Origin of the sequence: Arthrobacter sp. zg-Y916 (genome assembly GCF_020907385.1) — a bacterium.
In the GTDB taxonomy this organism is placed as follows: domain Bacteria; phylum Actinomycetota; class Actinomycetes; order Actinomycetales; family Micrococcaceae; genus Arthrobacter_B; species Arthrobacter_B caoxuetaonis.
Genome location: NZ_JAJJOD010000006.1, coordinates 398195 through 409635, shown reverse-complemented (window position 1 = coordinate 409635; position 11441 = coordinate 398195). Strand labels below are relative to the sequence as shown.

The window sequence follows — 11441 nt, the reverse complement described above, 5'->3', positions numbered from 1 at the left end:
GGCCCGCGGGACGCCTTCGGCGAAATGGTCAGGCCACACCGGGCGGTGCGGCCTCGAGATAGTGCAGCACGGCCAGGACCCGCCGGTGGTCCGCAGCTGCGGGAAGCAGGTCCAGCTTGCCGAAAATCGAAGTGATGTGCTTCTCCACCGCTCCGGCGGAGAGGAACAGTTCAGCACAGATGCCGGCATTTGTCCGTCCCTGGGCCATCAGCTCCAGCACTTCCTGTTCCCGGGGCGTCAGCGAAGCAAGTCCGGCGGGTTTCCCGGCCCCCATCAGCGCCCGGACCACCTCGGGATCCAGCACGGTTTCGCCGGCACGGATGCGTTCCAGGGCCTGGAGGAAAGCGCCGACGTCGGCCACCCGGTCCTTCAGCAGGTAACCGGTGCCGCTGGGCTGGCCGGCGAAAAGCTGCGTGGCATAGCGCGTCTCCACGTACTGGGAAAGCAGCAGGACGCCGATTTCCGGGCGGGTTTCGCGGAGCAGCAGCGCAGCGCGGATCCCTTCGCTGGTGTGGGTGGGCGGCATGCGGTTGTCCAGGATCACGACGTCGGGCTCCGCGGTTTCCAGTGCAGCGAACAAATCCTCCGCGTTGCCGGCAGCGGCGAGAACCTGATGACCCCGCCCGCTGAGCAGTTCCACCAGGCCTTCGCGCAGCAGCGCCGAATCCTCGGCTATCGCAATCTTCATTCCTGAAGCTTGCACCATGGTTCCGTGCTCGGGAACCGTCCCGGGGGACGTTGCCGGGGGAGCCGTCACGAGAGTGGAAGCCGGACCGTGACGGTGGTGGGCCCGCCCAGCGGCGAAGAGACGGCCAGGGCGCCGTCGACGGTCCGTACCCGTTCTGCGAGTCCGGCCAGTCCGGTGCCTGCTTCGGGGTTGGCGCCGCCCACTCCGTCATCCACGACCTCAAGGAGGAGGTGGCTATCCTCGCCGGCCACGCAGATGCGCAGCTGTGTCCCGCGCGAATGCTTCACGGCGTTGGTCACCAGTTCCGCGGCACAGTAGTAGGCGATCGCTTCAACTGCCGGGGACGGACGGACCGTCAGCCGGTAGGTCAGTTCCACGGGGACGGGTGCTGTGGCAGCCAGGGATTCCAGTGCTGCATCGAGTCCGTCGCTCAGGACCGCCGGCCGGATGCCGCGGGCGATTCCGCGCAGGTCCGCGAGGGCGTCCTTGGCCGTACCGTGGGCGCTGTCCAGCAGATGCTGCAGGTCGGCGGCGGCTTCAGCGGAGGCGAGGCGTTCCTTGGCATCTCCGAGTTTCATGGCGATCGCTACCAGCTGCGCCTGGGTACCGTCATGGAGGTCGCGCTCGATCTGGGCCAGCCGCGCATCGGCGGTGTTGACTGAGCTGCTTCGGCTGGCCTCCAGGTCCTGCACCCGGCGCTGGGCTGCCGTGGGGCCAAGCAGGGCAGCTGAGAGGGCTGCCTGCAGCCGGGCGGAACCGTTGTTGACGGCGGGCCAGAGGACGAAGGTCATGAGGACGCCGACCGCTGCGTAGGCAGCCTGCCACCAGAATCCATCCAGGAACACGTCGGGGGCGATCATGGTGCCGCGGTGCCAGGTACCGTCCGAGGCCTGCATGGGCGGAAGCCACTGCGACCAGTACCAGTGGGTCATGCAGCCCAGCCCTGTGACGAGGAAGGTGATGCTGAGTATTGCTGCGGTGGTGGCGGTCACGAAGCTGACGGCCATGTGCGCCACCGCCCTCCATCCGGCGGTGTCAGCAAGGCCCGAGCGCAGATAGCCGAAGAACCCCGGACGGGGAGTGAACGGCGGCGGGGCTTCGATGTTCCGGTGCAGCAGGGCTGAGGTGAGGGACCGGTTGACCGTTCCCCAGTACCGCGCTGCGACGACCATCGCCGCCGTGACGATCAGCCCTACGACCGTGACAAGCAGGGTGGACCCCAGCACCACGGTGCTTACCGCGTAGGCCAGCGCCAGGGGAGCCAGCAGGAGGGTAATGGCGTGATAGCCAAACGCGCGCCAGGTGGTGCTGCGGAAAAACGCCGGGCGGCGGATAGACGCCGGGTCCGCAGCAGTTGCCAGCGGCTGAGCTGCGGCGCCGGGTTCTGGGAGATAGGTGTTGGTCATGGCTCCAGCTTGCTACGTCGAAACGTGCGTAGCCATGGGGTTTTCCCCCGGTTTTTCGGGGAGGGTCCCCCCTAGGACCGCGAAGGCCGTCTCCAGGTTACCCGGGGTTCCGGGCCTGGCCCTCCGCCGCCGGGATTTGGGCGTAGAACCACGTGATGTGCTCACGCAGCCTGTCAGCGGCCAGCGCACCGTTCCGGCCGGCGACGGCGTCGAATATACCGTGGTGCTGTTGCCGCAGGGCTGTGAGGATGCGCGGCCAGTCGTCGAAGTTGTCCATCGCTTCTTTGACATAGCCGCGGATGGCGCCGCTAAGCGAGTCCATCATGGTCTCGATGACTGAGTTGCCGGCCAGCGAGCTGAGCTCAACATGGAACCGGGCGTCCAGGGTGTGGAAGGTGTCCCGGTCCAGGTCCGGGCGGTCCATGGCCTCCAGCAGGGACCCGGCCCGTGCCAGTGCTTCCTGTTTTTCCGGAGTATCCGGGGAAGTGGCGGCGGCCTGGGCGGCCCAGGTCTCCAGCAGCACCCGGGTCTCCACAATGTCCGCCACCGAAAGCCGGCTGCTGGCCATGTGCAGGCGCAGTGCGGAGGAAAGCCCGGCGGAGGGTTCGGAAACGATGATGGCGCCTGACTTCGGGCCGGACCCGGAGGAGCTGCGCAGCACGCCCATGGCGTCCAGGATCCGGATGCCTTCCCGAACGGAGGCCCGGGAAATGCCGTAGGTCTCTGCGAGGGTGCGTTCCCCGGGAAGCTGGTCGCCGAGCTTGATGGCACCCGAGCGCAGGTCCGCTTCGATGTTCTCCAGCAGCAGGTCGTAGCTGCGGCGGGGCGGCAGGGGGCTGGAATCCGTAACAGTCACGTCAATATCCTTGCATGCCCATGGGCCCGGACAAGGGTGCCTGCGCAAAGGGCGCGGCGGGTGGTTTTTGGCCCCCTTTAACGCGCTGGGAGGCGTGCCTGCAACGGCACGCCTCCCAGCGCATTTAAGCGGGACCGGTTCCTACGGCAGCATCCAGCCGAGCACCGGCGTGGACTGCAGGAAGACCACGGTGCACAGCACCAGCAGCAGTGCAACGCTCCAGCCGACCACCTTGCGCAGGAGTACCGATTCCTGGCCGTCCAGCTTCACGGCGGTCACGGCGATCGCCAGGTTCTGCGGGCTGATCAGCTTGCCGACGACGCCGCCGGTGGTGTTGGCAGCCACCAGGAGGTTCGGATCGATGCCGGCTTCGAGGCCGGCGGTCTGCTGCAGCCGGGCGAAGAGTGCGTTGGCGGAGGTGTCCGAACCCGTTACTGCGGTGCCCACCCAGCCCAGCACGGGGGAGAGGAAAGCGAAGAATGCGCCGGTGCCGGCCAGCCAGGTGCCGATTGACACGGTCTGCCCGGAGAAATTCATGACGTAGGCCAGGGACAGGACCGAAAGGATGGTCAGTCCGGCCCAGCGCATGTTCCAGACGGTCCGGCCGATTTCCGCTATGCCGTTGCCTACGGTCATCCGGTAGCGGCCGCCGTCGTCGTACTTGGAGTAGACGAAGGAGACGACCAGGCCCGTGATGAGCAGCAGCGTGCCCGGGGTGGACAGCCAGTTGAACGTGTAGATGGTCGAGGACACGGGTTCACCGGCTGCATCTACCAGCCGTTCGTGCAGGATCGGCCACGGGACCTTGATGTCCGTGGAGGCAAGGAAGGCGGGGATGTCCACACCGATCTTCCACAGCTTGGCGATGCCGAAGATGATGATCACCAGGAAGTACGGGAACAGTGCCAGCCAGGTGCGGGATGCGGTCAGCGAGTTTTCGTCGCGGACGGCAACGGAACCGCCGGCCGAGCCGGGCTTCCGGTTGCCGGCGACGGCCATTTCCGAAAGACCCATGCGAACACGCGCACCTTCGATGCCGCGCGGCTGCCAGAAACGCAGGAAGACGACGGCGGCACCCAGGCCGGCAAGCGCGGCCACGATGTCGGTGAGTTCGTAGGAGAAGAACGTGGAGCACAGCACCTGCGCGCCGGCGAAGGCGACGCCTGTGACGAGGGCAGCCGGCCAGGTTTCCTTGATGCCGCGGAAGCCGTCCAGGATGAAGATGAGGATCAGCGGGACAATGACAGCCAGCAGCGGAGCCTGGCGGCCGACGACGGCGCCCAGGTGGTCCGCATCGAGTCCGGTGAGGTTGGCTGCCGTGGTGATCGGGATGGCCATGGCGCCGAAGGCAACCGGAGCGGTGTTGGCCACCAGGACAGCTGCCGCTGCCTTCATCGGCTTCAGGCCGAGCGCCACGAGCATGGTTGCGGTGATGGCCACCGGGGCGCCGAAGCCGGCCAGGGCCTCAAGGAGTCCGCCGAAGCAGAACGCCACCAGGATCGCCTGGATACGGACGTCGCCGCCGCCGATCGCGTCAAAAACCCTGCGCAGGTCCTCAAACCGTCCGCTGACCACAGTGATCTGGTACAGCCAGATGGCCATGATGACGATCCAGACCACCGGGAACGCGCCGAAGACGGCGCCCTGCGTCGCGGAGAGCAGCGCCAGTCCGGCAGGCATCTTGAACGCCCAAATCGCGACGGCGATGGCCACGAGCAGCGAGATGCCGCCGGCAAAGTGCGCCTTGACTTTCAGAAACGCCAGAAGGACGAAGAAGGTGAGCAGGGGGATGAGCGCCACGATGGCGGAAACGGCAACGCTGCCGAATACCGGATCGGTGGTGGCGGTGAAGTGATCCACGGGGGACCTCCGGGCTGGACGAATGGGGACGGGGTGGTCAGACCACTATGGTCAGACCAAGGAAGCTTACCCCATTTTGCCGGCCTACCTGTGATCGCAGTCACCGGTTGGGGGTAGGGTCTCTGGATGTGTCGGGGACAACGTGATCTACTATGGTCAGACCACACGACCCCGGGGTTTTCCCGTCGAGAGGCAGCCATGAGAATCGCACTATTCGCCACCTGCATCGTCGATGCCATGTATCCGCGGACAGCACGGGCCACCGTCGCCATCCTTGAGCGGTTGGGCCACGAGGTCGTGTTCCCTGCCGGTCAGGCCTGCTGCGGCCAGATGCACGTCAACTCCGGCTACCTGCCCGAGGCCGTGCCCGTGGTCCGCAACCATGTGGCGGCCTTCGACCCCGCGAACTACGACGTCGCCGTCGCGCCTTCAGGCTCCTGCGTCGGATCCGTGAAGCACCAGCATCCGATGGTCGCCCGTTCGGCCGGGGACAAGGAACTTGAGGCCCGGGCCGAGGCCGTTGGAGCCAAGACCTACGAACTCTCCGAGCTGCTGACCGACGTCCTGGGCGTCACCAACGCGGCCGAGCAGCTAGGCTCCTGGTTCCCGCACACCGTCACCTACCACCCCAGCTGCCACGGCATGCGCCTGCTGCGCCTGGGCGACCGCCAGCTGAACCTGCTCTCCAGCGTCGGCGGAATCGAGGTGGCGGAGCTTCCCCAGGCTGACCAGTGCTGCGGTTTCGGCGGAACGTTCTCGCTGAAGAATGCCGATGTCTCCTCGGCGATGCTCGCGGACAAGGCCGCCAACATCAAGGCCACCGGCGCCTCGCTCTGTTCCGGCGGCGACGCGTCCTGCCTGCTGCACATCGGCGGCGGGCTTTCCCGCGAAGGCAGCGATGTGACCACCCTGCACTTCGCCGAAATCCTGGCCAGTACCCGGGAGAATCCGATATCCGTCACCGGCGACGTCCTGGTCAGCGGAAAGGCTGCACGATGAGCACCTACCTGGGCATGCCCACGCTTCCCGCCTACGGCCGGGGGAACCTGAACGCCGTCGAATCCTTCCCCTCGGCGGCCCGGAGGGAACTGGCCAACGAACAGCTCCGCGCCAATCTGGGCCACGCCACCCACACCATCCGGGACAAGCGGCTGCGGGTTGTGGGGGAACTGCCGGACTGGGAGGAACTGCGCAGCGCCGGCAGTGCCGTGAAGGAGACGGTGATGGCCCGGCTGCCCGAACTGCTGGAGCAGTTCGAAGCCAACTTCACGGCACGCGGCGGCGTGATCCATTGGGCACGCGACGCCGCCGAAGCCAACCGGATTGTCCGCGACCTGATCCGTGCCGAGGGCGTGGACGAGGTCGTGAAGGTCAAGTCCATGGCCACGCAGGAAATCGGCCTGAACGAATACCTCGAAGAGCAGGGCATCGCCGCGTACGAGACCGACCTCGCGGAACTGATTGTCCAGCTCGACCATGACAAGCCCAGCCACATCCTGGTCCCGGCCATCCACAAGAACCGCACCCAGGTGCGGGACATCTTCCTGCGCGAAATGCCCGGAGTCGACCCGGAGCTCACCAACGAGCCGGCCAAGCTGGCTGAGGCGGCGCGGTCCCACCTGCGCCGGAAGTTCCTCTCCGCCAAGGTGGCAGTTTCCGGCGCCAACTTCGCCATTGCCGACGCCGGGACGCTCGCCGTCGTCGAATCCGAAGGCAACGGGCGCATGTGCCTGACGCTGCCGGAAACGCTGATCACCGTAATGGGCGTGGAGAAGCTGCTTCCGACGTGGCAGGACCTGGAAGTCTTTATGCAGCTGCTGCCGCGGTCCTCCACCGGCGAGCGGATGAATCCCTATACCTCACTCTGGACCGGCGTCACCGAGGGCGACGGACCGCAGAACGTGCACCTGGTCCTGGTGGACAACGGGCGCAGTGCTGCGCTGGCGGATGAGATGGGACGCTCGGCACTGCACTGCATCCGCTGCAGTGCCTGCATGAACGTCTGCCCGGTATATGAGCGCACCGGCGGCCACGCGTACGGTTCCACCTACCCGGGTCCGATCGGTGCCATCCTCTCGCCGCTGATGACCGGCATTAAGTCCGAGGAAAACAACTCGCTGCCTTATGCTTCGTCGCTGTGCGGCGCCTGTTACGACGCCTGCCCGGTGAAGATCAACATTCCGGAGATCCTGGTTCACCTGCGCTCAGTGGATGTGGAGAGCAAGCGGGGAACCACAAAGCTCCCCACCCAGATGGACCTGCTCATGAAGGGCGCCTCCTGGGCGTTTTCCCGCGGGCGGAACCTGGGCCTGCTGGAAAAGGGCCTGCCGCTGGGCAAACTGGCCGCCGGCAGGAAGCAAAAAATCACCAAACTGCCCGGCATCGCCGCCGGCTGGACCCAAAGCAGGGACATCCCTGCACCGCCGTCGCAGTCCTTCCGTGACTGGTGGGCGAAAGAACACGAAGCTCCGTCAGCGGACGCAGCACAGGGGGAGAAGCAGGCATGAGCGCACGCGAAGAGATCCTGGAACGGCTGCGCAGTGCCCTCAGTGACGGACCCTCGGCCCCCGAGGTGCCGCGGAACTACCGCACGGCCGTGGATGCCCCGGAGGAGGAACGCATTTCCCTGCTGGTGGACCGCCTCGAAGACTACAAGGCAGGGGTCACCGTCCTTCCCGAAGCAGGCGTGGCTGCCCGCATCGCCGAACTGCTCAGCGACGCCGGCAGCTACGTGGTGCCGGCCGGCATCAACGAGGCGTGGCTGGCTGCAGCCGACAGCGCTGCGCCCGGCCGCCGCCGGACTGATTCCAGGCAGGCACCGCTGAGCGTCTCCGAGCTGGACGCCACCGCCGCCGTCGTTACCGGAAGCGCCGTGGCTGTCGCGGAAACCGGCACGATCATCCTGGACGGCAGCGAGGGGCAGGGCAGGCGCGCCATCTCGCTGATCCCCGACCACCATGTCTGCGTGGTCAATGCGGCGGACATCACGATGATCCTCCCGGAAGCGCTGCGCCGGCTGGACGGCACCCGGCCGCTGACCTGGATCAGCGGTCCGAGTGCCACCAGCGACATTGAACTCGAACGCGTGGAAGGCGTGCACGGACCGCGCACGCTGGACGTCATCATCGTCCGCAGCGCATAGCGGCCGGGCACAGGGCGAACGGTTAGGAACCGGTGTAGCCGGTCCGCCAGCCGCCCTTGTAGTCCTTCCGCACCGTCTCCGAGTAGGGAATCGGAGACACGACGGCGCGCACGTCCAGCTGCCGGTGCGGTTCCACCGTGGTCTTGGCGGTGCCGCCGTCGGGCTCGCCCCAGACCACGCGCAGTTCGCTGCCCTCCGGAACATCCGGGTTCACCGTTGCCAGGGAGAGGCCGCGGCGCTCATTGGCGGAGTAACCGGTGAACATTGAAACGCCCACCACGTTGCCGTCGGCGTCAATCACCGAGTCGTAGTTCGAGGAACCATAGTTGGCCAGCGGCAGGTCGAAGGACTTGTACGGCGTCTGCTCCGTGTCCAGCTGGGAGGTGAAGATCCGGCCCAGGTCTTCGGCGTTCCAAGCCAGCGTGACCTTGCGGCGCTGTGCGGCCGGGTCCATGGCTTCAAGTGCCTCGCGGCCAATGAAATCGTGGTCGAACTTCACGAAGGATCCGTAGCCCAGCTCCCAGGGAGTGAGGTAGTAGTCCTCGATGTTCTCCGAGACAAAACTGCCGGCGACGGCGTTGGTCGCCTCGTAGCTGTCCGCACCCAGCCATTCGCGGTACGGACGCAGCCGTTCATCGGTGTAGATGGCAGGCAGGGGAGAGGGGATCCACCCGGATTCGAGGGTGTTGGAGGGGTACGCCCGGGCACCCACCGCGGCCATGCCGAATTCGGCGCCGGCTTCCATCAGCGCATCCCGGACCTTGTCGTAGGAGGCGTAGTCGCCCCAGATTTCAAGCCCGGGAGCGCCGGCCATGCCGTGCCGGAGGGTGCGCACCTGCTCGCCGGCAATGTTCATGGTGTCCATGTTGAAGAACTTCAGCTGTTCCAGGGAGCCGCCGTTGACCTTCTCGATGATGGACCACGCGTTGGGACCCTGGATCTGGAACCTCCAGTAGCGCCGGGAGACCGGCCGGCCCATGGGGCGCGACGGCGAACGCCGGTCCACCTCGATGTCCAGGTCATAGCCGCCGGTTTCGGCGTTGAAGAGCAGCCAGTTGGCGGCCGGCGCCCGGCCGACGTAGACGTATTCGTCCTCGTCCTGGTGGAACAGGATGCCGTCGCCGATCACATGGCCCGAGGGCGTCGTCGGGACATACTGCTTGGCCTTGTTGACCGGAAAGTTTGCCACGCTGTTGATGGCCGTGTCGGAAATCAGCTTGAGTGCGTCAGGACCCTTGAGGAAGACGTTGTCCATATGGTGCGACTGGTCGAACAGGACGGCGGTCTCGCGCCAGGCGCGCTGTTCGCTGCGCCAGTTCGTGAATTCGGGCGCGACGACGGGGTAGATATATGCGCCGATCTGCGAGTTGCGCAGGTGGTCGACGACTCCCTGGGACGCATCCAGGACTTCCTGCAGATTCTTAGGTGCCACGGTGAACCTCTGTTTCTGTGGGACGGGATCCGGACTGCTCCGGTGCGCCGACCCTATATCTATGCGTATAGGTATGTCGAGACCCCGCTGCCGGCATGCTGGTCAATGCCTATCCGGATAGATAATGTGTGCTGTGTCACATCCTGCGGCGCGAAAGTCCGCGCCTTATCGAGGAGATCACATGAAAAAACTGCTCGCAGCAGCGGCAATGACGGCGCTGCTCGGCCTGACGGCGTGCGGATCCGGTTCGCTCTCAGATTCCGAGGAGACGGAAGCCTCCGGGGCCGCGGCGGAAGGGACGACCGCCATCGAGGTGGGTGTCATCCCCATCGTCGACGTGGCACCGATCTACCTCGGTGTGGAGGAAGGGCTCTTCGAAGACGAGGGCCTGGATGTCACCCTGACCCTGGCACAGGGCGGAGCAGCCATTGTTCCCGCCGTGACGTCCGGACAGATGGACTTTGGCTTTTCCAACATCACGTCCATGATCGTCGGGCGCTCGAAGGGACTGCCTGTGCACATGGTCGCGGCGGGGCCGTCCTCCACTGGAAATACGGAGGAGGACTTCGCAGCCGTCATGACCATGCCGGAGAGCGGAATCAAGACCACAGCGGATCTGGCAGGCAAGAAAATCGGTGTGAACACGCTGAACAACATTTCAGATTCGACCATCTCGGAAGCCGTGAAGGAAGCCGGCGGGGACTACGAGAGCATCGAGTTCGTCGAGATTCCCTTCCCGGAGCTCGCCGGCCAGCTCGCGGCCGGAACCGTGGACGCGATTGCCGCCGTCGAGCCCTTCGTCACCATTGCCGAGGCCGAAGGTGCCGTGCCCGTGTTTTCCAACTACGCCGAACCGGTGGATGACCTGACTGTGGCGGTGTACTTCGCCTCGGACCAGTACGCCCAGGAAAACCCGGAGATTGTCGAGAAGTTCGTCCGTGCCATCAAGGCCTCGCAGGAGTTCGCGGAGCAGAACCCGGACAAGGTCCGTGCGATCCTTCCCACGTACACCTCGCTGAAGCCGGAGGTCATCGAACAGCTGACCCTGCCGAAGTACGGCACCGAGGTGAACCGCGCTTCCGTCGAGGAGGTGGCGCAGATTTCCCTGGACCGCGGACTGGTCGAGGAGATCCCTTCAATGGATGAGCTGCTGCCGGCCAACTAGTTCCCGGCGGTGTCCGGGACTTTCGGGGCTAGCCCTGGAAGTCCCGGACCCATTCCGCGGTGGCCCGCAGGCCGCCAAAGGTATAGAAGTGCAGCTGGACCACGCCGTGGCGTGCCGGATCATACGCCGCACCAAGGTCATTGATGAAGCGGTCCGGCCCGGCTGTACCCAGCAGGTTGGCCAGGGAGAACCCGTATTTTTGGGCAATTCCGGCGGAGGTGCCGACACCAAACCGCCGGGCATAGCCCAGGAGCCGCTTGATGCCTGCCGGGCCCGGAACACCGATCCGGACAGGGGCCTCGATCCCGCGGCCGCGCAGTTCTTCCAGCCAGGCCAGGACAGGCGCGGTGTCAAAGCCGAACTGGGTGATGATCGAGGCGTCGAGCCCCTGGTCAGCCAGCGACGCGAGCTTGCCTTCGAGCGAGGACCACAGGGTTGGAGTTCCAATGTCGGGGTGGCCTTCCGGATATCCCGCGACACTGACGTGCCGGGCGCCGAACGCTGCGGGAAGGCCCGAAGCGATGACGGCCAGGGAATCCTCGTACGGACCCATGGGCTCGGCAGGATCGCCGGCCACCACGAACACGTTCTCCACTGTCCCCGCCTCAGCCAGGGCGCCCAGGAACTTCTCCAGCTCGGCTGCGGAGCCGAGCCGGCGGGCGGAGATGTGCGGAACGGGGACGTGTCCGGCTGCCTTCACCGCAGCGGCCGCCGCCAGGCGCATGGGCAGATCCTCGTTGCCGAGGAACGTGACGTTGACCCGGGTTCCCGGGGGCAGCACATCCTGGGCCTCATGCAGTGCCGGGATGTCCTTGCCGGTCATCTCAACGGAAAAACCGGACAGCAGGCGGCTCGGGGCCGGATCCAATGCGCTCATGCGGAACACCCTAGC

At 66.0% G+C, this 11441-nt stretch carries 10 protein-coding genes; 4 read left to right on the top strand and 6 right to left on the bottom strand.

The features are described from left to right. Window positions 1–28 precede the first annotated feature (28 nt). The 4 genes from LOC59_RS11955 to LOC59_RS11940 form a co-directional block, all read right to left on the bottom strand. Window positions 29–688 (bottom strand): response regulator transcription factor, encoded by a 660-nt coding sequence (locus tag LOC59_RS11955; protein WP_227916319.1) that lies wholly within the window; start codon window positions 686–688, stop codon window positions 29–31. A gap of 65 nt (window positions 689–753) precedes the next feature. Beyond that, complete coding sequence (locus LOC59_RS11950) at window positions 754–2094, bottom strand: sensor histidine kinase (RefSeq protein WP_227895301.1); 1341 nt, start codon at window positions 2092–2094, stop codon at window positions 754–756. A gap of 97 nt (window positions 2095–2191) precedes the next feature. Then, window positions 2192–2950 (bottom strand): FadR/GntR family transcriptional regulator, encoded by a 759-nt coding sequence (locus LOC59_RS11945; protein WP_229972146.1) that lies wholly within the window; start codon window positions 2948–2950, stop codon window positions 2192–2194. 141 nt (window positions 2951–3091) lie between these two features. Continuing rightward, a complete protein-coding gene (locus LOC59_RS11940) occupies window positions 3092–4810 on the bottom strand; it encodes an L-lactate permease (RefSeq protein ID WP_229972144.1) in 1719 nt (572 codons plus the stop codon). A 198-nt stretch (window positions 4811–5008) separates the two neighbouring features. On the opposite strand from LOC59_RS11940, the gene LOC59_RS11935 reads away from it, so the two are divergent. From LOC59_RS11935 to LOC59_RS11925, 3 genes are read left to right on the top strand one after another with little or no spacing between them, the layout of a single operon-like run. Further along, window positions 5009–5809, top strand: a complete 801-nt coding sequence (locus LOC59_RS11935) for a (Fe-S)-binding protein (RefSeq protein WP_227895298.1) — start codon at window positions 5009–5011, stop codon at window positions 5807–5809. Further along, window positions 5806–7317, top strand: coding sequence for a LutB/LldF family L-lactate oxidation iron-sulfur protein (locus LOC59_RS11930; RefSeq protein ID WP_229972142.1), 1512 nt, complete (start codon window positions 5806–5808; stop codon window positions 7315–7317). Before LOC59_RS11935 ends, LOC59_RS11930 begins: the two co-directional genes overlap by 4 nt. Continuing rightward, window positions 7314–7952 carry a LutC/YkgG family protein gene (locus LOC59_RS11925; protein ID WP_227916325.1) on the top strand — a complete coding sequence of 213 codons (639 nt, stop codon included), beginning with the start codon at window positions 7314–7316 and terminating at the stop codon, window positions 7950–7952. Before LOC59_RS11930 ends, LOC59_RS11925 begins: the two co-directional genes overlap by 4 nt. A gap of 22 nt (window positions 7953–7974) precedes the next feature. Here the strand turns inward: LOC59_RS11925 and ligM are convergent, their stop codons facing one another. Next, on the bottom strand, window positions 7975–9384 hold the full coding sequence (gene ligM / locus LOC59_RS11920) for a vanillate/3-O-methylgallate O-demethylase (RefSeq protein WP_227895295.1): 1410 nt from the start codon (window positions 9382–9384) through the stop codon (window positions 7975–7977). 181 nt (window positions 9385–9565) lie between these two features. On the opposite strand from ligM, the gene LOC59_RS11915 reads away from it, so the two are divergent. Then, a complete protein-coding gene (locus LOC59_RS11915) occupies window positions 9566–10549 on the top strand; it encodes an ABC transporter substrate-binding protein (protein WP_227916326.1) in 984 nt (327 codons plus the stop codon). A gap of 28 nt (window positions 10550–10577) precedes the next feature. Here LOC59_RS11915 and LOC59_RS11910 read toward each other — a convergent pair whose 3' ends face one another. Next, window positions 10578–11426, bottom strand: a complete 849-nt coding sequence (locus LOC59_RS11910) for a methylenetetrahydrofolate reductase (RefSeq protein WP_229972140.1) — start codon at window positions 11424–11426, stop codon at window positions 10578–10580. Window positions 11427–11441 lie beyond the last annotated feature (15 nt).